The sequence below is a fragment of the Sphingomonas degradans genome (assembly GCF_053502645.1).
The window spans coordinates 2368592-2391287 of the sequence record NZ_CP177172.1 but is presented as its reverse complement, the minus strand read 5'-3'; the positions used below and the strand labels follow the sequence as shown (position 1 = coordinate 2391287).

23 protein-coding genes are annotated in these 22696 nt (G+C 68.0%); 8 read left to right on the top strand and 15 right to left on the bottom strand.

What is annotated here, in order from left to right:
* The first annotated feature begins 95 nt into the window (after nt 1–95).
* The 3 genes from obgE to ACG3SL_RS10800 all read left to right on the top strand — a co-directional run bounded on the left by obgE (nt 96) and on the right by ACG3SL_RS10800 (nt 3291).
* Nucleotides 96–1145 carry a GTPase ObgE gene (gene obgE / locus ACG3SL_RS10810; protein ID WP_448661115.1) on the top strand — a complete coding sequence of 350 codons (1050 nt, stop codon included), beginning with the start codon at nt 96–98 and terminating at the stop codon, nt 1143–1145.
* Nucleotides 1146–1246: 101 nt separating this feature from the next.
* Nucleotides 1247–2353 (top strand): glutamate 5-kinase, encoded by a 1107-nt coding sequence (proB, locus tag ACG3SL_RS10805; RefSeq protein ID WP_448661113.1) that lies wholly within the window; start codon nt 1247–1249, stop codon nt 2351–2353.
* Between the two features lie 32 nt (nt 2354–2385).
* Nucleotides 2386–3291, top strand: a complete 906-nt coding sequence (locus ACG3SL_RS10800) for an NAD-dependent epimerase/dehydratase family protein (protein WP_448661112.1) — start codon at nt 2386–2388, stop codon at nt 3289–3291.
* 22 nt (nt 3292–3313) lie between these two features.
* Here ACG3SL_RS10800 and ACG3SL_RS10795 read toward each other — a convergent pair whose 3' ends face one another.
* Genes ACG3SL_RS10795 through folE form a run of 3 tightly spaced genes read right to left on the bottom strand, consistent with a single transcriptional unit; the run spans nt 3314 to nt 5068 of the window.
* Nucleotides 3314–3676 (bottom strand): dihydroneopterin aldolase, encoded by a 363-nt coding sequence (locus ACG3SL_RS10795; RefSeq protein ID WP_448661111.1) that lies wholly within the window; start codon nt 3674–3676, stop codon nt 3314–3316.
* Nucleotides 3669–4448 carry an SDR family oxidoreductase gene (locus ACG3SL_RS10790; RefSeq protein WP_448661110.1) on the bottom strand — a complete coding sequence of 260 codons (780 nt, stop codon included), beginning with the start codon at nt 4446–4448 and terminating at the stop codon, nt 3669–3671. Before ACG3SL_RS10790 ends, ACG3SL_RS10795 begins: the two co-directional genes overlap by 8 nt.
* Nucleotides 4448–5068 (bottom strand): GTP cyclohydrolase I FolE, encoded by a 621-nt coding sequence (folE, locus tag ACG3SL_RS10785; RefSeq protein ID WP_448661109.1) that lies wholly within the window; start codon nt 5066–5068, stop codon nt 4448–4450. The genes ACG3SL_RS10790 and folE overlap by 1 nt, the downstream gene beginning before the upstream one ends.
* Nucleotides 5069–5287: 219 nt before the next feature.
* Here folE and ACG3SL_RS10780 point away from each other — a divergent pair, with 219 nt between their 5' ends.
* Nucleotides 5288–7918 carry a TonB-dependent receptor gene (locus ACG3SL_RS10780; RefSeq protein ID WP_448661108.1) on the top strand — a complete coding sequence of 877 codons (2631 nt, stop codon included), beginning with the start codon at nt 5288–5290 and terminating at the stop codon, nt 7916–7918.
* 42 nt (nt 7919–7960) lie between these two features.
* On the opposite strand, the gene ACG3SL_RS10775 is transcribed toward ACG3SL_RS10780, so the two are convergent.
* The 6 genes from ACG3SL_RS10775 to miaA all read right to left on the bottom strand — a co-directional run bounded on the left by ACG3SL_RS10775 (nt 7961) and on the right by miaA (nt 13929).
* Entirely contained in the window at nt 7961–8569 is a 609-nt protein-coding gene (locus tag ACG3SL_RS10775; RefSeq protein ID WP_448661107.1) for a TMEM175 family protein, read from the bottom strand.
* 68 nt (nt 8570–8637) lie between these two features.
* Complete coding sequence (locus ACG3SL_RS10770; RefSeq protein WP_448661106.1) at nt 8638–9243, bottom strand: YceI family protein; 606 nt, start codon at nt 9241–9243, stop codon at nt 8638–8640.
* Nucleotides 9244–9336: 93 nt separating this feature from the next.
* Nucleotides 9337–10356: a ketol-acid reductoisomerase gene (gene ilvC, locus ACG3SL_RS10765; protein ID WP_448661105.1), complete on the bottom strand. Its 1020-nt coding sequence runs from the start codon at nt 10354–10356 to the stop codon at nt 9337–9339.
* A gap of 144 nt (nt 10357–10500) precedes the next feature.
* Nucleotides 10501–11016, bottom strand: coding sequence for an acetolactate synthase small subunit (ilvN, locus tag ACG3SL_RS10760; RefSeq protein WP_448661103.1), 516 nt, complete (start codon nt 11014–11016; stop codon nt 10501–10503).
* Between the two features lie 160 nt (nt 11017–11176).
* Nucleotides 11177–12952, bottom strand: coding sequence for an acetolactate synthase 3 large subunit (locus ACG3SL_RS10755; RefSeq protein ID WP_448661102.1), 1776 nt, complete (start codon nt 12950–12952; stop codon nt 11177–11179).
* Between the two features lie 50 nt (nt 12953–13002).
* Nucleotides 13003–13929, bottom strand: coding sequence for a tRNA (adenosine(37)-N6)-dimethylallyltransferase MiaA (gene miaA / locus ACG3SL_RS10750; RefSeq protein ID WP_448665115.1), 927 nt, complete (start codon nt 13927–13929; stop codon nt 13003–13005).
* Between miaA and serB the strand changes: the two genes are divergently transcribed.
* Complete coding sequence (serB, locus tag ACG3SL_RS10745; protein ID WP_448661100.1) at nt 13928–14803, top strand: phosphoserine phosphatase SerB; 876 nt, start codon at nt 13928–13930, stop codon at nt 14801–14803. The genes miaA and serB overlap by 2 nt on opposite strands.
* Nucleotides 14804–14924: 121 nt before the next feature.
* On the opposite strand, the gene ACG3SL_RS10740 is transcribed toward serB, so the two are convergent.
* A complete protein-coding gene (locus ACG3SL_RS10740; RefSeq protein WP_448661099.1) occupies nt 14925–15719 on the bottom strand; it encodes a MipA/OmpV family protein in 795 nt (264 codons plus the stop codon).
* Nucleotides 15716–16660 (bottom strand): SPOR domain-containing protein, encoded by a 945-nt coding sequence (locus ACG3SL_RS10735; protein ID WP_448661098.1) that lies wholly within the window; start codon nt 16658–16660, stop codon nt 15716–15718. The genes ACG3SL_RS10740 and ACG3SL_RS10735 overlap by 4 nt, the downstream gene beginning before the upstream one ends.
* 185 nt (nt 16661–16845) lie before the next feature.
* On the opposite strand from ACG3SL_RS10735, the gene ACG3SL_RS10730 reads away from it, so the two are divergent.
* From ACG3SL_RS10730 to ACG3SL_RS10720, 3 genes are read left to right on the top strand one after another with little or no spacing between them, the layout of a single operon-like run.
* Complete coding sequence (locus tag ACG3SL_RS10730; RefSeq protein ID WP_448661097.1) at nt 16846–17559, top strand: AAA family ATPase; 714 nt, start codon at nt 16846–16848, stop codon at nt 17557–17559.
* Between the two features lie 10 nt (nt 17560–17569).
* Nucleotides 17570–18100, top strand: a complete 531-nt coding sequence (locus ACG3SL_RS10725; RefSeq protein WP_448661096.1) for a hypothetical protein — start codon at nt 17570–17572, stop codon at nt 18098–18100.
* A gap of 10 nt (nt 18101–18110) precedes the next feature.
* Nucleotides 18111–19478, top strand: a complete 1368-nt coding sequence (locus ACG3SL_RS10720) for an SPOR domain-containing protein (RefSeq protein ID WP_448661095.1) — start codon at nt 18111–18113, stop codon at nt 19476–19478.
* Nucleotides 19479–19641: 163 nt separating this feature from the next.
* Here the strand turns inward: ACG3SL_RS10720 and ACG3SL_RS10715 are convergent, their stop codons facing one another.
* From ACG3SL_RS10715 to ACG3SL_RS10700, 4 genes are read right to left on the bottom strand one after another with little or no spacing between them, the layout of a single operon-like run.
* Nucleotides 19642–20862 carry a dihydroorotase gene (locus ACG3SL_RS10715; RefSeq protein ID WP_448661094.1) on the bottom strand — a complete coding sequence of 407 codons (1221 nt, stop codon included), beginning with the start codon at nt 20860–20862 and terminating at the stop codon, nt 19642–19644.
* Nucleotides 20859–21848 carry an aspartate carbamoyltransferase catalytic subunit gene (locus ACG3SL_RS10710; RefSeq protein ID WP_448661093.1) on the bottom strand — a complete coding sequence of 330 codons (990 nt, stop codon included), beginning with the start codon at nt 21846–21848 and terminating at the stop codon, nt 20859–20861. Before ACG3SL_RS10710 ends, ACG3SL_RS10715 begins: the two co-directional genes overlap by 4 nt.
* A 50-nt stretch (nt 21849–21898) precedes the next feature.
* On the bottom strand, nt 21899–22210 hold the full coding sequence (locus ACG3SL_RS10705; protein WP_448661092.1) for a transcriptional regulator: 312 nt from the start codon (nt 22208–22210) through the stop codon (nt 21899–21901).
* Complete coding sequence (locus ACG3SL_RS10700; RefSeq protein WP_448661091.1) at nt 22207–22656, bottom strand: hypothetical protein; 450 nt, start codon at nt 22654–22656, stop codon at nt 22207–22209. Before ACG3SL_RS10700 ends, ACG3SL_RS10705 begins: the two co-directional genes overlap by 4 nt.
* Nucleotides 22657–22696: the final 40 nt, after the last annotated feature.

Sequence of the window (22696 nt, the reverse complement as noted above, 5' to 3'; positions counted from 1 at the left end):
CCTATAGACCGGGTTGGGGGCGCTGCCACCCCTGAAAGTTCAGTCCGCCTGTATGGTGGGGTGACGGATCGGCTGCAATCTCTATATGGCAGGGCATGCATTTTCTCGATCAAGCCAAGATTTTCGTCCGCTCCGGCGCCGGTGGCCCCGGTGCGGTCAGCTTTCGCCGCGAAAAGTTCATCGAATATGGCGGCCCCGACGGCGGCAATGGCGGCAAGGGCGGCGACATTATTTTCGAAGCGGTGGCGGGGCTGAACACGCTGATCGACTTCCGCTACACCCAGCATTTCCGCGCGCCGCGCGGGCAGGGCGGATCGGGATCGAACCGCACCGGCGGCGGTGGCGACGATCTGGTCATCAAGGTGCCGATCGGCACCCAGATCCTGGCCGACGATGACGATCGCACGCTGCTGCTCGACCTGACCGAAGAGGGGCAGCGCGTCGTGTTCCTGCGAGGCGGCGACGGCGGGCGCGGCAATGCCAGCTACAAGACCTCGACCAACCGCGCCCCGCGCCAGCATGGCACCGGCTGGCCCTATGAAGAGGCATGGGTATGGCTGCGGCTCAAGCTGCTCGCCGATGCCGGCCTTGTCGGGCTGCCCAATGCAGGCAAGTCGACTTTCATCAACCAGGTGACCAATGCGCAGGCCAAGGTCGGCGCCTATGCCTTCACCACCACCCGGCCCCAGTTGGGCGTCGTGCGGCACAAGATGCGCGAGTTCGTGGTCGCGGACATTCCGGGCCTTATCGAAGGCGCTGCCGACGGGGCGGGCATCGGCGACCGTTTCCTGGGGCATATCGAGCGGTGCCGCGTGCTGCTGCATCTGGTCGATGCCAATGACGAGGATGTCGGCGAAAGCTATCGTATCGTCCGCGACGAGCTGGAGAATTACGGCGCCGGGCTGACCGACAAGAAGGTCATTGTTGCCCTCAACAAGATCGACACGCTCGACGACGAACTCATCCAGGCGCTGTCCGCCGAGCTGGAGGAAGCCAGCGGGGCCGAAGTAATCCCGCTTTCCGGCGCCAGCGGCACGGGCGTCGACTGGGTCCTCGACAAGCTGCTCGAAGCGATCGGCGACGGTGCCGCGAGCGTCAGCCCCGATGACGAGGGCGAGGACGAAATCCAGTGGTCGCCGATCTGAGGCGATAGCGCGTCCGGGCGGTGCCATCTCACGGCGAGATTTTTGCGCGTAATTGACGGCTGCGCATTGGCGGGGGCGGCTCTGGTCGCTAATCGCCGGGCATGTCGCTGTTTCCGCCCGCCGCCTGTCCCCGCCTGATCGTCAAGATCGGGTCGGCATTGCTCGTCGCGCCCGATGGCAGCGTGCGTCGTGCGTGGCTGGAGGGAATCGCCGCCGACATCGCCGAGCGCGCCCGTGGCGGACAGCAGGTTGCCGTCGTCTCGTCGGGCGCGATCGCGCTGGGCGCGCGCCGGCTGGGGCTGCCCAGGGGCGGGCGGGCAAGCCTGGAGGATGCGCAGGCAGCCGCGGCGACCGGCCAGATCGCGCTCAGCCAAGTCTGGGCCGAAGTGCTAGGCGCACAGGGGCTTACCGCCGCGCAGATACTCGTCACGCTCGACGATCTTGAAGATCGCCGCCGCTATCTCAATGCATCTGCCACGCTAGACCGGCTGCTGGGGCTGGGGGTGGTGCCTATTCTCAACGAGAATGACAGCGTCGCGACCGAGGAGATCCGTTTCGGCGACAATGATCGCCTTGCCGCGCGCGTTGCGCAGGCGGCGGGGGCGCAGGGCGTCGTGCTGCTGTCGGACGTCGACGGGCTGTACGATCGCAACCCCGCGCTGCCCGGTGCGGTACATATCCCCAGGATCGAGCGGATCGACGCCGGGATCGAGGGCATGGCCGATCGCGGCTCCGCATCCGGGATGGGGTCGGGTGGCATGGTGTCGAAGATCGCCGCCGCGCGGATCGCCAACGCCGCCGGCGCGCATCTCGCCATCGCGTCGGGGCGGGTGGACAACCCGCTTTCCGCCGATGCGCGCCATACGCTGTTCGTCGCGGAGAAATCGGCGCCTGCGCGCAAGGCGTGGCTGGCCGGCGGGCTGACGGCGCGCGGCACGATCCGGGTCGATGCGGGCGCGGCGCGCGCGCTCGCGGCGGGGAAAAGCCTGTTGCCCGCAGGGGCGACCGCGGTCACGGGCAGCTTCGCGCGCGGCGACCTGGTGGTGATCGCGGACGCGGACGGGACGCCGATCGCGCGGGGCCTTTCCGAATATACCAGCGACGACGCCGCGCGCATCGTCGGCAGGCGCAGCGACGCACTGGCCGAGTTGCTCGGCTATGCGCCGCGCGCCGCGCTGGTCCATCGCAGCCACATGGCGCTGCTGTGATCGTGCCCGACCCTTCGCGAAAGGCCGGCTGAATGGCTACTTTTGCCCTTACCGGCGGCACCGGCTTCGTCGGCACGCGCCTGATCGCGCTCGCGCTGGAGTCGGGGCATCAGGTGCGGGCGCTCACGCGTCGGGAGCAGCCGGCGCGCGAAGGGGTCACGTGGGTCCGGGGCGACCTGAACGACACCCCCGCGCTCGCCGAACTGGCGCGCGGTGCCGATGCGGTCCTGCATGTCGCGGGCGTGGTCAATGCGCCCGACCGCGCGGGCTTTGTCGCGGGGAATATCGATGGCACGCGCAACATGCTCACCGCCGCAGCCGGGGCGGGGGTGCGGCGTTTCGTCCACGTATCGTCGCTGGCTGCGCGCGAGCCGGGCCTGTCGGTCTATGGCTGGTCCAAGGCGGAGGCCGACGCGCTGGTGATGGCGTCGGGGCTGGACTGGACGATCGTTCGCCCGCCGGCGATCTATGGCCCCGGCGACCTGGAGATGCTCGAACTGTTCCGGCTGGCGAAGAAGGGGCTGGCGCTGTTGCCGCCGGGCGGGCGGCTTTCGGTGCTCGAGGTCGGCGATCTCGGGCGGCTGCTGCTCGCGCTGGCCTGTACCGATGGGTGCCAGCATATCTTCGATGCCGATGACGGCACAGCCGGGGGGTGGAGCCATGCGGCGTTCGCCCGCGCGATCGGCGCTGCACTGGACAAGCGCGTCGCGGCCTTTGCCATGCCGCGCACGGTGATGATGGCCGGCGCGCATCTCGACCGGCTGGTGCGCGGCAAGCGTGCCAAGCTCACGCCCGACCGAGTCGCCTATTTCTGTCACGCGGACTGGGTGGCCGACCCCGCGCGACGCCCGCCCGAGAATTTGTGGACTCCGCAGGTGGAGACCCACGCCGGGCTTGCCGCCACCGCCGCATGGTATCGCGCGCACGGCTTGCTCTGAGCCCGGTGGGGCCGTGCTTGCGCTATCGAATCGGCAAACGATTGCGCACGATCTCGCACCCGATCCGCGCGTCGGGATAGACGTCCAGCTTCATCGACTTCACGCGCACTTCCGCGACGCGGGGATCGGCCAGCGCGAGTGCCGCGACCTGTTCGCACAGCGTTTCCTGCAATTCGATATGCCCCGCCGCTGCCAGAGCCTGGATGCGGATGCGCAGGAAGTCGTAGTCGACCACCGCGTCGATCCGATCCTCGGGCGCGTGCGGGTAGCGGCAGGTCATTGCGACATCCAGCGTCACCCGCTGCGGCGCGGCGCGCTCGTGCGGGTGGATGCCCAGGCCGATGCGGACCTCCAGCCCCTGGAGCAGGATCGTATAGTCAGGCATCGGGCCGCTCCCGGGTGGAAAACATCACGTCGCCGTCGCGCTTCACGAAATGCTGGCCGCAATCGACGTACACATTCTGCCCGGTGATGCTGCGCGCCTCCAGCAGATACGCGACGGTGCGGGCGATGTCGCCCACCTCGACGCGGCGGCGGAGCAGGTTCTCGTCCGACGTCTGCGCGAATTCGTCCGCGCTCTGGTCGAGGCTGGGGAGCGTGAGGCCGGGCGACACGGCGTTGACGCGAATGCGCGGCGCCAGCGCCTGGGCCAGCATCTCGGTCGCGCCCGCCAGCGCCAGCTTCGAGCAGGTATAGGTGAAAAAGTCGGGGTTCAGGTTGCCCACCTTCTGGTCGAGCAGGTTGACCACGCTGCCTTCGGCCAGATCGTCCTGCCCGGCGAGCGCCATCGCCAGTTGCACCGGCGCGGCCAGGTTCACATGCATGTGCCGGTCGAGCAGCGCATAGTCGGCCAGCGGCACGCGATCGAACGCGAACATCGACGCATTGTTCACGACATGGTCGATCGGCCCGCCCAGTCCCGCGCGCGCCTGTGCCAGCAGGGCGGCGGGCGTTGCCGGGTCGGCCAGCTCGCCCGACAGCACGCAGAACCGCGCGTCGCCCGTGGCGGTGCCGCGCAGTTCGGCGGCCAGCGCCTCGGCTTCCTCGGGCGCGTGGTGGTGATGCAGCGCCACGCTGTAGCCGCGCGCGGCCAGATGGCGGGCGATCGCCGCGCCGATCCGCTTCGCCGCGCCGGTGACGAGGACCCGCCCGGGCATCAATAGCCCATCAGCGCGAGCACTTCCTTGCGGCTGCGCTCATCGTCGCGGAACACGCCCATCATCCGGCTGGTGACCATGCCCACGCCGGGGGTGCGCACGCCGCGCGCAGTCATGCAGCCATGCGCCGCCTCGATCACCACGGCCACCCCGATCGGGTTGAGCTGTTCCCAGATGCAATCCGCGACCTGCGCCGTCAGCCGTTCCTGCACCTGCAGCCGCCGGGCATAGGCGTGGAGCACGCGCGCCAGCTTGGAAATGCCGACGACATGGTTGCGCGGCAGATAGGCGATCGATGCCTTGCCGATGATCGGCGCCATATGGTGTTCGCAATGCGACTGGAACGGAATGTCCTTGAGCAGGACGATATCGTCATAGCCGCCGACTTCCTCGAACACGCGGCGCAGGTGATCGGCCGGGTTCTCGCCATAGCCCTGGCAATATTCCTTCCACGCGCGCGCCACGCGCTGCGGCGTGTCGAGCAGCCCTTCGCGGGTGGGATCGTCGCCGGCCCAGCGGATCAGCGTGCGGATCGCGTCCGCCACGTCCTCCGGCACCGGGATTTTGGCGGGCGCCTCGACGATGTCGCCATCTTCGGGGTCGGCGTGAAATTCTGCCACTGTCAGGCCTTTCTCTACTCAAATCCGATTTACGCTACGGCATGCGGCACTGGTGCGGATACCGACTGTTGCCGTTGCGTGCCAGTCGCCAAAAAGCGCGGGAATCGCGGCTTCCTTACCCGTTGACGGCTTCAAAAATGGAGCGTTAGTTGTCCCAACAATAAAAGCAACGCCGCCCGGTACAGGGCCGAGCGGTTGTAGGGAGAGGGGACTGATCCCATGAAAAAGCTAGACTTGCTGGCTGCGACGGCGCTTACCTTTTTTATGGGGGTCCCGGCCTGGGCCCAGAGTTCGCCTCCCGACCCGGGCAGCACGGCGCAGGACTATGACAGCGCCAACGACATCGTCGTCACGGCTACCCGCCGCAACGAAACCGTGCAGGACGTGCCGATCGCCATCACCGCGATCGGCTCCGAACAGCTCCAGAATGCCGGCATCCAGGACATTCGCGGGCTGGAGCAGATCGCGCCCAGCCTCCAGACCACGACCGGCCAGTCGGCGGCGACCGGATCGTCGCTGTTCATCCGCGGCATCGGCACGGCGGGCGACAATCCCGGCTTCGAGCCCGCAGTGGGCGTGTTCATCGACGGCGTGTTCCGCCCCCGCGCGGGCGTGGCGCTGTCCGAACTCCCCGAACTGGAGCGCGTCGAGATCCTGCGCGGACCGCAGGGCACGCTGTTCGGGCGCAACACCTCGGCCGGCGCGCTTTCGATCTTCACTGCGCTCCCCAGCTTCGACAAGCTGGGCGGCTATGTCGAGGGCAGCTACGGCAACTACAACGCCTATGAACTTACCGGCGCGATCACCGGCCCGGTCAGCGAGCAGGTCGCCGTGCGGCTGGATGGCGGCTATCGCAAGCGCGACGGCTATATCAAGGACGCCAACAGCGATCGCCGGATCAACGACATCAATCGCTACAATGTCCGGGGCCAGGTGCTGATCGACACCGGCGACGTCACCTTCCGGATGATCGGCGACTATTCGCACACCGACGAAGTGTGCTGCGGCGCCGTCAGTGTGGCGCGGGGTTCGCTGGCGCCGGTGATCCAGGCCGTGGCCGGGGCACAGGGGCGCGTGGGGCTGTACACCGGCACGCCGTCCGATCGCATCCAGGCGATTTCGCCCAATCGCGACTATGCCGAAAAGGTCACCGATTACGGCGTGTCGAGCGAGATCAACTGGGACATGGGCGACGTCACGATGACGTCGATCACGGCGGTGCGAAACTGGCGCGCGACGCGCGACCAGGATGTCGACTTCTCCGGCGTCGACCGCGCCTATCGCAAGGATTACGCGACACGCCTGCGCGACATCACGCAGGAACTGCGCTTCCAGGGATCGGCGTTCGGCGGCAAGCTCGACTGGCTGATCGGCGGCTTCTACCTGAACGAGCAGCTGTCGCTGCGCGATACGGTGCAGTTCGGCAATGACGGCAATCGCTATGTCGACACGATCTTCGCCGGGCAGCTGGGCGCAGCCTTTGGCACGCCGGTGCAGTTCTATGGCTCGCTGGGGCCGACGGTGCCGACGCTGGGCCAGGTGCTGATCAATCCCGCCGCGCCGCCGGCCGCCTATGGCGCGCTGGCGCCGCTGGTGACGCTGTTCCGCGCCCAGGCGGGCACCGCGCCGATTCCGGGTATTTCGGTGGTGCCGGGGCTCGCCGCGCTCGCGCTCGCCCCCCTGCCGGGCGCAAGCGCGGGGCAGGGCAACAACCCCGATTTCTTCAAGGTGAAGACCGACGCCTTTGCGATCTTCACGCACAATATCGTGAATGTGACCGACAAGCTCTCGCTGACGATCGGCGCGCGGTACAATCACGAATCCAAGAAGATGAACGCGTCGATCTATAACAACACCGGCAGCTGCACCTTCTTCAACCAGGTGCGCGCCGGCAATCCGGCGGCGGTGGCCTATGCCAACATCCTGCGCAACATCCCCGGGCTGTTCAACAACCTGTACCTGCTGAGCTGTAATCCGGCGGTCAGCACCGAGTTCAACGGCAATTACGCGCACGACCGCAGCGAGGACAAGGTGACCGGCACGGTCAAGCTGGCGTTCAAGGCGACCGAAAAGCTGCTCGTCTATGGCAGCTTCGACCGGGGCTATAAGTCCGGCGGGTACAATCTGGATCAGGCGACTTTCGACTCGGTGCTGCTGGGCGGCAATGGTCCGCAGGCGGCGGACCTGGCCTTTGGTTCGGAATCGGTGGATTCGTACGAGGCGGGCATCAAATACAGCCCCAGCCGCGCCTTCACCTTCAACCTCGCCGGCTTCTACGGCAAGTATCACGACCTCCAGAACCTGGTGTTCAGCGGCAACAACTTCGTCGTGCAGAACATCGACAGTTCGACCTCGCGCGGGATAGAGGCGGAGGCGACGATCCGCCCCGCGGCCGATTTCACGGTGCGGCTGGGCTACACCTATCTCGACGCGAAATATGATGCGTCGAACAACTTCACCGGCACGCCGCTCGCGGGCCTCGAAGGCCAGCAGATCCAGAACCAGCCGAAGCACGTCATCACCACCACCGTGACGTGGGAACCCCGGATCACCGATGGCCTGAAGGGGCTCGTGCACGTCGATTCACGCTACAACAGCGCGGTCGAGATCGTCGGGCTGAGCAGCGTCCCCGGGCGCGGCATCGTTCGCAACGAAGGCTATCCGCTGATCAGCGCGCGCATCGGGCTCCAGAACACCGATGGCAGCATCAAGGGCGAGTTCTTCGTCGAGAACCTGACCAACCAATATTACAACATCACCGGCTTTGCCGTGCCCGAGCAGACCGGCAATTATGCGGGCTATCCGGGGACGCCGCGCTTCTACGGCGTGCGCGCGCGCTTCGGCTTCTGATGGCGCCGGCCCGGTCCCGCGCGCCGCGGGGCCGGGCGGCCTTCACGCCTTGCCGGCGAACAGATCGTCCAGCCGGCTGCGCGGGAGGAACCAGAACACCGCCACGATCGCGGCACAGCCCAGCCCCAGCCAGGGCGATACGAGCGTAAGGGGAATGCCCGCCGCGTAGACGATCGTCGCCGCTGCCCCCTTGCGGATCGTGCGGCGATGATATTCGATCGCGTTGCGGTCCTGATGCCCCGTCGCGCGGATCACATGCTGCAACCAGCTATAGGCAAAGGACGGCAGCAGCATGATGCTCATGTAGAGCAGCGTGCCCTCGCGGCTGAATTGCTGTTCGCCCAGATAGGCCGTGGCGAAGGGGACCAGCGACAGCGCAAAGAGCAGCGCGATGTTCGCCCAGACCAGCGAATTGGTGATCCGCACCGCGTGATGGAACAGGCGGTGGTGGTTGACCCAATAGACCGCGACATAGGCGAAGCTGAGCACATAGGCCGTGAAGACCGGCCATAGCGGGAGCAGGTGGATCAGCCCCGGCTCCTCCGGTGCATGGAGTTCCAGCACCATGATCGTGATGATGATGGCGATGACGCCATCCGAGAATGCCTCGGCGCGCTGTACGCCGGCGCGCCCTTCGGTCTGATCGTCCATAGTCGGTCCCCCCTGGTCGCCGCGCACCATTGGATGCGGCGCGCGACGACGCAAGCGGGACGAAGGTATTACTGTGCGGAGAAGGCCGCGTTGATCTCGAGCTTCACGTCATCCGAGACGAAGGGGACATATTTGTCCATGCCGAACGCCGAACGCTGGATCGTCGCGGTGGCCGAGAAGCCGAAGTTGAGCTTCTTGCTCATCGGATTGTCGCCGGCGCCGACGAACTTCGCGTCGAGCACGACGGGCTTGGTCACGCCGTGCAGCGTCAGGTTGCCGGTGATCTTCGCGGTCTTGCCGGTCGCGACGACGCTGGTCGAGACGAAGCGGATCGTGGGGTAGGTCGCGGCGTCGAAGAAGTCCGGTGTGGCGAGATGCGTGTCGAGCGCCTTTACCGTGGTCACGATGCCGCTGGTCGGGATCGTGATGTCCAGCTTGGCCCCGTTGGGGTTCTTCGGGTCGATCGTCAGCGAACCGGTGGCGCCGCCGGCCTGGCCGGTAAAGGCGCTGAAGCCGAAGTGATTGACGGTGAACGCGACCTGGGTGTGGCCGGTGTCGACGGCATAGGTGCCGGCGGGGACGCGGGCCGTGTCGGCCTGGCCGGGCAGCTGCGGTGCGGTCTGGGCGAAGGCCGGGGTGGCGACCAGAAGAGCGAGGGAAAGTAATGCGCGCATGATGAGGCTCCTTGCGGGTTGTTTCCTCTCTTGTGCGCCTGCCGGCCTCGGGGCGCTACCCCGAAGCCGGCAACACAGTGTTTCGCTGGAAGATCAGTTCTTGGCCTTGTCCACCAGCTTGTTCGCGCCGATCCACGGCATCATCGCGCGCAGTTCGCTGCCGACCTGTTCGATCGGGTGCGCGGCGGCGGCCTTGCGCGCGGCCTTCAGCTCAGGCTGGCCGGCGCGGTTGTCGAGGACGAAGTTCTTGACGAAGCGGCCCGACTGGATGTCGGCGAGCACGCGCTTCATCTCGGCCTTGGTCGCGTCGGTGATGATGCGCGGGCCGGTGACGATGTCGCCATATTCGGCGGTGTTCGAGATCGAATAGCGCATGTTGGCGATGCCGCCTTCATACAGCAGGTCGACGATCAGCTTGGTCTCGTGCAGGCACTCGAAATAGGCCATTTCGGGGGCATAGCCCGCCTCGACCAGCGTCTCGAAGCCCGCCTGGATCAGATGGGTGATGCCGCCGCACAGCACGGCCTGCTCACCGAACAGGTCGGTTTCGCACTCTTCCTTGAAATTGGTCTCGATCACGCCCGAACGGCCGCCGCCGACGCCGCTGGCATAGGCGAGCGCCACGTCATGCGCGTTGCCGGTCGCGTCCTGGTGGATCGCGATCAGGCAGGGCACGCCGCCGCCGCGCACATATTCGCTGCGCACGGTGTGGCCGGGGCCCTTGGGCGCGATCATGATGACGTCGATGTCCGCCGGCGGCTCGATCAGGCCGAAATGGACGTTGAGGCCGTGCGCGAAGGCGAGTGCCGCGCCAGGCTTCATGTTGCCCTTCAGGTCGTTTTCCCAGATCGCGGCCTGATGCTCGTCGGGCGCCAGGATCATCAGGATGTCGGCCCACTGCGCCGCTTCCTTGTTCGACTTGACTGCGAAGCCAGCGTCGATCGCCTTCTTGGCAGTGGCGGAACCCTCGCGCAGCGCGATCGCCACGTCCTTGACGCCGCTGTCGCGCAGGTTCTGCGCATGGGCATGGCCCTGCGAGCCATAGCCGAGGATCGCGATCTTCTTGTCGGTGATCAGGTTCAGATCGGCGTCGCGATCGTAATACACACGCATTCTAAGATTTCCCTTTATCTAGAGCGTCATGCTGAACTTGTTTCAGCATCCAACGTGCAACAGGCGGCGGCATCGCCGGTGGAGAGATGGACCCTGAAACAAGTTCAGGGTGACGGTCGGTTGGTGGTGATACCCTGTTGAAACTTAGGCCGCTTCCGCGCCCCGCGAAATTGCGACGATGCCGGTGCGGGCGACTTCGATCAGCCCGACTTCGCGCATCAGTTCGACGAACTTGTCGATCTTTTCGGTCGTGCCCGTCACTTCGAACACGAAGCTGGCGATCGTGGCATCGACCACGCGGGCGCGGTAGACCTCCGCCAGCCGCAGCGCCTCGATCCGGTGATCGCCGGTGCCGGCGACCTTGACCAGCGCGAGCTCGCGCTCGACATGCGCACCCTTGGTGGTGAGGTCCACCACCTTGTGCACCGGCACCAGCCGTTCGAGCTGTGCGATGATCTGTTCCATCACCGGGGCCGAGGCCGAGGTGACGATCGTGATGCGGCTGATCTGGTTGTCGTCGGTGATCTCCGACACCGTCAGGCTTTCGATATTGTACCCGCGCGCCGTGAACAGGCCCGCGATCCGCGCCAGGATGCCCGGCTCGTTATCGACGATGACGGCAAGCGTGTGCCGCTCGATTGCTTCTTCCTTGATGTGCATAGCTTCTCTCAGATCCTCCCCGGAACGGGGAGGGGGACCGCGGCGCGCAGCGGCGCGGTGGAGGGGGAGTGCGGCAGGCGAATCGCTCGCGGCGATCCCCCTCCACCATGCTGCGCATGGTCCCCCTCCCCGGTACGGGGAGGATTGAAGTGCAATGTCATCACACCAGCGCCTTGGCTTCGTCGTCCATCTCGCCCGACACTTCGGCCGACTGGAGGAGCATGTCGGTATGGGCCGCGCCCGACGGGATCATCGGGAAGCAGTTGGTGAGTTTCGCCACGCGGCAATCGACGATCACCGGGCCGTCATGGTCCAGCATCGCCTGGATGCCGCTTTCCAGATCGCCGCGATCCTCGATGCGGATTCCCTTCCAGCCATAGGCTTCGCCCAGCTTGACGAAATCGGGCAGCGCGTCGGAATAGCTTTCCGAATAGCGGCTCTGATAGGTCAGTTCCTGCCACTGGCGGACCATGCCCATATATTCGTTGTTCAGGATGAAGATCTTGACCGGCAGGCGATATTGGGTCGCGGTCGCCAGTTCCTGGATGTTCATCTGGATGCTCGCCTCGCCGGCGATGTCGATGACCAGCGCGTCCGGATTGCCCATCTGGGCGCCGATCGCGGCAGGCAGGCCATAGCCCATCGTGCCAAGGCCACCGCTGGTCAGCCACTTGTTCGGATCGTCGAACCCGAAATGCTGCGCGGCCCACATCTGGTGCTGGCCGACTTCGGTGGTGATGATCGGCGCGCGGGCGTGCGTTGCCTCCCACAGCGAGCGGATCGCCTGTTGCGGCATGATGACGTCGCGGCGATCCTCGAAATCCAGGCAGCGCGCCTGGCGCCAGCCATGGATGCGGCTCCACCATTCGGTGAGGTCGGGCTTCGGATGCTGGCGGGCGTGCCACGTCTCGATCATCTTTTGCAGCGCGACGCCGACATCGGCGACGATCGGCAGCTCGACGCGGACATTCTTGTTCATGCTCGACCGGTCGATGTCGATATGAACCTTGCGGCTGTTGGGCGCGAAGGCATCGAGCCGGCCGGTCACGCGATCGTCGAACCGGGCGCCCAGCGCGATGATGAGGTCGGCCTTGTTCATCGCCCAATTGGCTTCGTAGGTGCCGTGCATCCCCAGCATCCCCAGCCACTGGTCGGACGAAGCGGGGAAGGCGCCCAGGCCCATCAGCGTCGACGTGACCGGCGCGCCGGTGATCGCCGCCAGCTCGCGCAGCAGGCGCGCGGCCTCAGGGCCCGAATTGATGATCCCGCCGCCGGTGTAGAACACCGGACGCTCCGCCGCCGCCAGCATGTCGACCGCTTCCTGGATCTTCGCCGCATCGGGCTCGATCTGCGGGCGATAGGTCTTGTGCTGGATCGGGCCGGGGTCCTGATAGGGCGCGGTCGCGACCTGGACGTCCTTGGGGATGTCGATCACGACCGGGCCGGGGCGGCCCGAGGTGGCGATGTGGAACGCCTCATGCACCGTCGCGCCCAGCCGCGCGGGGTCCTTCACCAGATAATTGTGCTTGGTGCAGTGGCGCGTGATGCCGACGGTATCGGCTTCCTGGAACGCGTCGGTGCCGATCAGCGCGGTCGGCACCTGGCCGGTGATGACCACCATCGGGATGGAGTCCATCAGCGCGTCGGTGATGCCGGTGACCGCGTTGGTCGCGCCGGGGCCCGAAGTGACGAGGACGACGCCCGGCTTGCCGGTCGAGCGGGCATAGCCCTCTGCGGCGTGAGTCGCGGCCTGTTCGTGACGGACGAGGATGTGCTTGATGCGGTCCTGCTTGAAGATCGCATCATAGATCGGAAGCACGGCACCGCCCGGATAGCCGAAGATGACTTCCACACCGAGATCGCTCAGCGCCTCGATCAGAATGTCTGCTCCGCTTTTCTCGACCACGATACGCACTCCCTTGTTGCGATGCGCCATAGCACCGCCGGAGGCGCGCTGCTACCCGCACGAAAACTGCGTGTCAAGCGCTAAGTTCGTAATTTAGTTTCAAATATAGCAGCCAATGAATCTTTTTCTATCTCGTGCGTGCGCTCCCAATCGGCGGGGGGCTGGCGCCGGAACCAGGTATATTGCCGCTTCGCATATTGCCGCGTCGACAGGGATCCCGCTGCAAGTGCCTGAACGGCATCGATTTCTCCGGCGAGCAGGGCGGACAGCTCGGGCACGCCGATCGCGCGCAGCACCGGGGCATCGGCGGGGATGTCCGTTCGCGCGCGCAATGCGGCCACTTCGCCGCGTGCCTGGTCCACCATGTCGGCAAAACGCCGGTCGATCCGCGCGCCCAGCCAGTCGCGATCGGGCAGCAGGATCAGCGGGGCGAGGCGGATCGTATCGCCGATCCCGCCGACCCGCGCGCCCTGCCAGTGCGCCAGCGTCTGACCGGTCGCGCGGACGACTTCCAGCGCGCGGGCGACGCGCGTGGTGTCGGCGGGGGCAAGCCGCGCGGCGGCCTCCGGGTCCAGCGCGGCGAGCGCGGCATGCGCCTCCGCCACCGGCATCGCGCGCACGGCCCGGCGCACTTCGGCATCGATTTCGGGCACCGGCGCGATCCCGTCGAGCAGCGTGCGCAGGTACATGCCGGTGCCGCCGACCAGGATCGGCAGCCGGCGCTGTTCGTGCGCCTCGGCAATCGCGGCGCGCGCCTCGGCGGCCCAGCGGGCGGCGGAATAGGCGTCGGCGCCATCGACATGGCCGAACAGGCGGTGGGGGGCGCGCGCTTCCTCTTCCACGCTGGGCCGCGCGGTCAGGATGCGCAGATCGGCATAGACCTGCATCGAATCGGCATTGATGATCGTGCCGTCGTGCTTCTCGGCGAGCGCGAGCGCGAGTGCGGACTTGCCGCTTGCGGTCGGGCCTGCAATGAGCGCCACCGTCGGCCGTTCAGGAGAAACCATGTTCATCGCAACGCTTGTAGCAGACGGTCTTACCGCAGGGCAGCTTTCCGATGCGCAGGACCGGCTGGCGGGCGTCGATTGCGCGCCGGGCGCGCGGCACTGGATCGATGAGGGGCGGGCAGCAGACCTGCTGTTTATGGCGCACCCGCACGCCGCGCGCGCTGCGCTGGAAGGGGCGTTGCCCTTTACCGATGTGATCGTCCAGCCGGCGGAGGGGCGCGAAAAGGCGCTGCTGGTGGCGGACATGGATTCGACGATGATTACCGTCGAATGCATCGACGAACTGGCCGATTATGCGGGCATCAAGGCGCAGATCGCCGAAGTGACCGAGCGCGCTATGAAGGGCGAGCTGGACTTCGCCGCCGCTCTCGACGCCCGCGTGGCGCTGCTCAAGGGGCTGGAGGAATCGGCGATCGACCGCTGCCTGGCCGAGCGGGTGCGGCTGTCGCCGGGCGCCGAGACGCTGGTCAAGACGATGCGCGCGCGCGGCGCGATGACCGTGCTGGTCTCCGGCGGGTTCACGCGCTTTGCCGAGCCGGTGGGCGCGGCGCTGGGGTTCGAGCGGGTGATCGCGAACCGGCTGGTCATCGCCGACGGCGCGCTGGACGGCACGGTGGAAAAGCCGATCGTGGACAGCGCGACCAAGGAAACGACGCTGCTCGGCGCCGCTGCCGAGCGCGGGCTGGAACTGGCCCAGACCCTGGCGGTGGGCGACGGCGCCAACGATCTGGCGATGATCCGCAAGGCGGGACTGGGCGTCGCCTATCGTGCCAAGCCGATCGTCGCGGCGGCGGCAGGCGTGCGGATCGACCATGCCGACCTGACCGCGCTGCTCTATGCGCAGGGGATCGCGCGGGCCGACTGGGTGGCCTGAAACGCGCGTTGATTTGAGCGTGCATACCGCCCGCCCCGCCTCCCCACCACCATAGCCTGATGGTATCCTTGGTGGTCGGGTGGGGAGGTGGGGCGGGCGGCGCAGAACCCTGAGAACGCGCTTAGCGCGACAGTCGGCCGAAGGTGTAGCTGAGGCCGAGACCGCCCGAAAACTGGTTGGGCGATCCGATGCGCCGGGTGATCGGGGAATCGGCGGCGTCGCCGACCATGCGGTCGTACTTGGCAAAGCCGTACAGGCCCCAGCGTGCGTTGAGCTGATAGGTGGCCGTGGCGTTGGCGCCCACGGCCTGTACCCCGCTGCCCGGATCATAGACCGGCAGCCCGGTGGCGGCGGATTCGCGCGCCGATACGCCGAAATAGGCGTCCTGATATTTGGAATCGGTCAGCGTCACGCGCGGGCCGATGGCGAACAGCCAGCGGTCGCGGTCGCGCGTCACATAATCCAGCCCGACATTGGCGATCATCCCGCCATGGCCGTTCACGCCCTTGCGCAGCTCGGCATGCACGCGCACCGGAGTCGCCAGCCAGACATTGGCGAAGGCGCCCAGCTCCAGCGTGGTGCCGACTTCGTTGATGCCGGGCCCGGTTTCGCTCCGGCGGCGGCTGCTTTGCAGGTTGGCGGTCGGGCCGAACGAGAAGCGCGGCGTATCGATGATCGGGATGGTGAAGCTCTCGTCCGCCGCCTCGAACTCGAACTGCTGCCCCGCGCGCGCGGTGACGACATCCACCAGCGGGCTCAGGCTCACCTTGTCCGATCCGGGGAAGTTGGGGCTGAGCTGCGGCCCCAGCGACACGCGCGTGCGGCGCGGCCCCTTGTCCGAGTCGGATTGCGCATGCGCCGTGCCAGCCGAGGCGAGCAGGGCGAGCGCGGCGAGCGAGAGGCGCGTAAGGGTCATCGCGTTACGGCTACGCAGGGCTTCACGCTTCCGCAAGCACGCATTGCTTCGGCGCGCGAGGCAAAGGGGCCGACCAGCAATTTGGTGAGCGCGCCGGCCTTCACATAATAGGGCTGGCGGCCGGGGAATCGCCCGCCGATCTGCCCCCACAGCCTGCGCGCATTGCCGGCCTCGGCAAAGGCGCCGAGCTGGACGCGCCAGCCGCCGTCGCGGGGCGGGGCGGGGGCGGCGACTTCGCGCACCGGCGCGGGTGCCGGGGCCGGGGCCGCAGCAACCGGCTTCGGCGCCGGGCGGGCAGGCGGTCCGCCCGCGCCCGCCATGGCATCGACGGGAGGCAGCGGCGCGCCGCCCTTGTTGAATTCTTCCTCATATTTGCGGGCGAGGGCGAGCCCCTGTTGCCGGTCGGACAGCGGCATATACTGGTCCATCTGGCCGCGCACCTTGGACGCGACTTCCAGCCCGGTGGAGGACGAACGGACCATCAGCGCATAGGCGCGGACCCAGTCCTTTTCGACCGAATCGCCGTTGAACAGCATGATGCCCAATATGTACTGGGCCCGCGCGTCGCCGCGCGCGACGGCGCGTTGCAGCCACTGGACCGAGTCCGGGCGCTTGCCGTTCTCGAACAGCGCCAGCCCGTAATTGGCCTCTGCCTGTTCATGCCCCTGGAGCGCGGCCTTGCGGAACCATTCCTCGGCGATCTTGAGGTCCACGGGGACGCCGCGCCCCAGCCGATAGGCCTGGCCGAGATTGAACTGCGCGTCCGCATTGCCCGTGGCCGCCGCCGCCCGCCAGCTTTCGACCGCCGTCTTGTAGTCGCCGCGCTCATAGGCATCGACGCCGACGCGCACCGGGTCCGGGCGTGGCGCGGCGTCCTGCGCCAGCACCGGCGACGCGAGAAACAGGGCGGCGGCGACAGCGGGCCATCCCGAAGACTTCATGCAAAAACTCCTGCGCCCCCGCTCGGGGTTAAAATGCCAGTTACCCTGGCATTGGCAAACAACTCCTTACGCCGCCTGCGTCCCGGCGCGGCACGTCCGCAGGGCGGCCCCGAGTGCCATTAACGCATTCTTATCCGGACCCATGCGATGCCGCACGCTGCAATTTCCAAGGGGTCGAGGGGCAGATGCGGGTTCTGGCGATGGCATCGCAGAAAGGTGGTTCCGGCAAGACCACACTGAGCGGGCACCTGGCGGTGCAGGCGCAGCTGGCCGGGCATGGCCCCGTGGTGCTGATCGACATCGATCCGCAGGGCTCGCTGTCCGATTGGTGGAACGAGCGCTCGACCGAATTTCCCGCCTTTGCCCAGACGACGGTGGCACGCCTCGCCGCCGATCTGGAAATCCTGCGGCAACAGGGCTTTCGCCTTGCCGTGATCGATACCCCGCCGGCCATCACGATGGCGATTCAGAGCGTGATCCAGGTCGCCGAGCTGATCGTGATCCCGACGCGCCCCAGCCCGCACGATCTGCGCGCCGTCGGCGCCACGGTCGACCTGTGCGAGCGCGCGGGCAAGCCGCTGATCTTCGTCGTCAACGCCGCCACGGCCAAGGCGCGGATCACGTCCGAGGCCGCCGTCGCGCTGTCGCAGCATGGCACCGTCGCGCCGATCACGCTGCACCACCGCACCGATTTCGCCGCATCGATGATCGACGGGCGCACCGTCATGGAAGTCGACCCGCGCGGCAAGTCCGCCGCCGAAGTGGCGGCGTTGTGGAGCTATGTCTGCGACCGGCTGGAAAAGAACTTCCGCCGCACCGTGTTCACCCCGCCCACAGCCGTCAGCCAGTTCGGCGTCGCGCGTCCCGCCAGCGGCTTTGGCCGCCGGGTCGTGAGCTGAGGGGGCGGGCATGATCGGCAACAGTTCCAAGCCCCTGGCTTCGCTCTCGTCGGGCCTGCTCGCGCGCAAGGGGCATGCGCGCCCCGCCATGCGTCCGCAGGGTTTCGTCGGCCTCGGCACGGGCGCGGCGCCCGACGATCTGGGCTGGAACGACATGGGCGAGGACACGCCCGTCGTACAGCAGACTCGCCCGGTGGTGCTGCGCCAGCGCGACGCTCTGGGAGCGCGGATCGCCGAGCCGGTCGCGGCGCCGGAGCCTGTCGTTGAGGCAGCACCGGCAGTCGAACCGGCGCCCGTCGTTGCGGCAGCGCCGGTGGTGAAGATCGCGCTCCCCGTGCGTGCGGTTTCTCCCAAAAAGGCGCGTGCGGCGTTCACGCTGCGGCTGGACCCCGATCGCCATTTGCGGCTGCGGCTCGCCTCGGCGCTCACCCACCGATCCGCACAATTGCTGGTAACCGAGGCGCTCGACGCCTTTCTCGAAACGCTGCCCGAGGTCGAGGCGCTCGCGCGCCGCGTGGCCGATGGCGGCGAACGGGGTTGAAGGAACGATGATGAAGACCCGCAAGATGCTCAAGTTCGGCCTGTCTGCGATGGCACTGACGGTCGTCGCCGCCGGCGTGGTGACTCAGGGCCTGACGCTGTCCGCCGTGGCGGCCTCTGGTCTCAGCGCCAAAAAGGCCGCGACCGAGGCCGACCAGGCGCGCAAGGCGCTGGCCAAGCGCAAGGGCGCGGCGGCGGTGGAACATGCCGAAGCGGCGGTGGCGAACGATCCCACCAATGCCGGCTATCGCGCGCTGCTGGGGCAGGCCTATCTGCTCGCGGGCCGGTTCGCGTCCGCCAATCAGGCGCTGGGTGAGGCGCTGACGCTCGACCCCGAGGATGGGCGCGTCGCGCTCAACCTCGTGCTCGCAAAGATCGCGCAGGGCGACTGGGCCGGCGCGCGCCAGACGCTGGAGACGCACGCCGATCATATCCCCGCCAGCGATCGCGGGCTTGCCTATGCGCTGGCCGGCGATCCGGTGACGGCGGTGGAAATCCTGACCCCGGCGGCACGCGATGCCTCCGCCACGGCCAAGACGCGCCAGAACCTCGCGCTCAGCCTCGCGCTGGCGGGCCGCTGGAAGGAAGCGAGCGAAATCGCGGCGATGGACGTGGCGCCCGACAAGCTCCAGGCGCGGCTGCTCGAATGGGTCGCGTTCGCGCGCCCGACCAATGCTTATGATCAGGTGGCGTCGCTGCTGAATGTCCAGCCGGTGCAGGATGCCGGCCAGCCCGTCGCGCTGGCGCTGGCGCTCCAGCCGAATGTGGCGGTCGCTGCGGCCACGCCGGTACCGGCACCCGCTCCCGCCGCCGCGCCGGTCGATGCCTATATGCCCGGCACTGCGGACGCCGCGCCGCGCGTGGCCGATGCCGCGCCGTTGGTGGCCGAAGTCCAGCCCGAGCCGCAACAGGTGGCCGGCACCGGCGCACAGGTGGTGTTCGGCGCGCGGCAGGAAATCGTTCAGCCGCTCCCCGGCATCCGTCCCGCCCCGCGCGCCGCACTCGCCCGCGCCGCCGTGGCGCGCCCGCAGGCGGAAAAGGTCGCGAAGGCCGCGCCGGTCGCCGCGCCAAAGGCGTCGCGCGGCAGCTATTATGTCCAGCTCGGCGCCTATGTGAATGCCGGGGTGGCGCAGGATGCGTGGCGCCGCCACGTCCGCAGCGTCCCCGCGCTGGCCAGCACGACGCCGCAAGGGGCGCAGGTCTCGACGCGGGCGGGCAAATTCTATCGCCTGTCGGTCGGCGGCTTCGCGCGCGCCGATGCCGACGCGATGTGCCGCCAGGTCAAGGCCGGCGGCGGCGCCTGCTTCGTGCGCGCACAGGCCGGCGACGCAGTGGCCGCCTGGGTCCGGCGCGGCGGCGCGCAGGTGGCGGCGCGCTGAGGCGCGGGGCCGTCCCCCAAAACACGCCGTCGCCCTGAACTCGTTTCAGGGCCCAACCATCGACGGGCGAAAGTCTCGCCTGTTGCCCGGTGGATGCTGAAACAAGTTCAGCATGACAGATGGGCAGGGCGGCTTTCGCACGTATAGCGGGTCTTTTGTACGGTCACTCGACCGGCGCGCCGCCCTTGTACAGCCCCAGCACCTTGCCCTGCACCGGCAGCCCGTCGAACGGCGTATTGTTCTCGCGCGCGACCATCTGTTCCGCGCGGATCTGCCACGGTGCGCCGGGGTCGAGCACGACCAGGTCGGCGGGCATCCCCACCGCGAGCGTGCCGGCGTTGAGGCCCAGCACCCTGGCCGGGTTCGCCGCCAGCAGCGCGAACAGCCGCTCGATCGGGATCAGCCCGTCGCGCACCAGCCCCAGCGACAGCGCCAGCAGCGTCTCCGCGCCCGACATGCCCGGCGCCGAATCGGCGAAGGGCAGGCGCTTTGCCTCCGGCCCGCGCGGATCGTGGCCCGATGCGATCACGTCGATCGTCCCGTCGCGCACCGCCGCCAGCGCCGCCTGCCGATCGCTTTCGTCGCGCAAGGGCGGGGAGAGGTGGGCAAAGGTGCGGAAATCGCTGGTCGCGATGTCGGAGAGCAGCAGGTGCGCCGGCGTGATGCCGCAGGTGACGGCCACGCCCCGGCGCTTGGCCGCGCGGATCAGGTCGAAACCCGCCGCCGTCGTGACCTGCCGGAAATGGATTCGCGCGCCGGTTTCCTCGGCCAGCATCAGGTCGCGTGCGATCGCCAGCGCCTCGGCAACCGCGGGGGCGGAGGGCAGGCCCAGCCGCGTCGCCGTCTCGCCCGCCGTCGCCACCGCGCCGTCGGTCAGCCCGCCATCCTCGGCATGGGCGATCACGGTCATCCCGCATTCGCGCGCATAGCCCAGCACCTTGCGCATCATCCCCGACGACGCGATCCAGCGCCGCCCGGTCGCGACCGCGCGCGCGCCGGCAGAGGCGTTGATCGCCATCTCGGCAAGGTCCAGCCCCTCCAGCGCGCGGGTGGCAGCGGCCATCGGGTGCACCCACAAGGCGGGCTTGCCGCTCAGCGCCGCGCGGCGGACGATGCCGGGGTCGTCGAGCACCGGCGACTGATCGGGCATCAGCCCGACGCGGGCGATCCCGCCGGCGCGGCACGCCGCCCGGTCCACCGCGAACACGCCCAGATCGATCAGCGCAGGCGCGATCGTCTTGCCGTTCAGGTCGATGCGCTGGGCGTCTGCGGGCACGGCGAACGCGCCGACTGCGGCGATGCGGTCGCCCTCCACCAGCAGCCCGCCGGTGGAGACGCCGCCCTGCGGGCAGACGATCTGCGCGTTGAGGAATGCGGTCTTCATGCCCAGCCCTCCACGCCGCGGCTGGCGCGGGTCAGTACGTCCAGGCACGCCATGCGCACCGCCACGCCCATTTCGACCTGTTCGGTGATCGCGCTGCGCGTCGGATGGTCCGCCACGCTCGAATCGATTTCCACGCCCCGGTTCATCGGACCGGGGTGCATCACCAGCGCATCGTGCTTGGCCCGCGCCAGCCGTTCGGGGGTGAGGCCATAGCGCTGGTGGAATTCGCGCGTCGACGGGATGTACCCGCCCGACATCCGCTCGTTCTGGACGCGCAGCATCATCACCACATCGGCGCCCTCCAGCGCGGCATCGAAATCGGCATAGGGGGTGACGTACATCCGCTCGATCGCGGCGGGCATCAGCGTGGCTGGGGCGACGACGCGGACCTCGGCGGCCAGCGCCGTGAGCGCGAGCATGTTCGATCGGGCGACGCGGCTGTGCAGGATGTCGCCACAGATCACCACGCGCTGTCCCGCCACGCTGCCCCGGCGGCGGCGGATGGTGAGTGCGTCGAGCAGCGCCTGGGTCGGATGTTCGTGCCAGCCATCGCCGGCGTTGAGCACCGGGCAATCGACCTTCTCGGCGATCAGCTCGACTGCGCCCGAGCTCGAGTGGCGGATCACGATCACATCGGCGCGCATCGCGTTGAGCGTCACCGCCGTGTCGATCAGCGTCTCGCCCTTCTTCACCGAGCTTTGCGCGGCGTGCATGTTGACCACATCGGCGCCCAGCCGCTTGCCGGCGATTTCGAACGACAGCAGCGTGCGGGTGCTGTTCTCGAAGAACGCATTGATCTGCGTAAGCCCCTCCAGCCGCTTGTCGCTCTTGGCGCGGGTGCGGTTCGCGTCGACCCATTGTTCCGCCTCGTCGAGGAGGAACGTGATCTCATGGGGCTGGAGGCCCGCAATGCCGGTGAGATGCCGGTGCGGGAAGACGGCGCGGCCGGGAAGCTGCGCCGCGGGACTGTGATCGGAGGGTTGCATTAAAGGCGCGGCCTAATCCCCGATCTCCCACGGCGCAAGCCATGCGCCGCCTATTCCGCCGTGTCGGGCGGCACTGCGGCGGCGGCGAGGGCCTGCAATGCCTTCACATGGCTGGCAAACGCCTTTTTTCCCGCACGGGTCAGCGCCACCCAGGTGCGTTGCCGCCCGCCCAGCGCCGCCTTGCGCAGCTTCACATAGTCCGCCTCTTCCAGCTGCTTGATGTGCTTGGACAGCACCGAGTCGCTGACCTCCAGCATGTCGCGCAGCGTCGCGAACTCGACTTCGTCGGCGGAGGACAGGATGGCGCAGGCCTGAAGCCGGGCAGGGGCGTGGATGACGGGATCGAGGGCCGCCGCGCTCATGCCGCGCGCTCCAGATCGGCCTGATAGGCCTTGTCCCACAGCCAGTCGCCCAGCGCGGCCACGACGAAGGCGAGCAGCGCAGCCTGCCATACGGTCAGGAATTGCCTGGCGGGCTCGGCGACCGGCGCGGTGGTGAACAGGATGGCCACCATCGCCGCGAGTAGTCCCACCGCTACCCAGCGGGTGCGCCCGGCGCGGTATCCGTTGCTCCACCGCCCGGTCGCATTGCGGCGCCAGCGATACAGCATCACGCCCAGCGCCAGCGTTGCAGCGATAATGGCCACGCGCCGCCAGCCGCCAAAGCCGAGCTGGAGGATGATGCCCGCCATCACTGCGCCGAAGCCCAGATGGTAGAGCCAGCCGAGCCGCCCCGTCCGGCCCATCTTGCGGCGGGCGTCGCGAATTGCGTTGAGCGCCGCTTCGGCCTCGTTCGGGTTCAATGTCATCGAGCAGTCCCTTTCACTTTCCAGTGTGGAAAGGGATGCC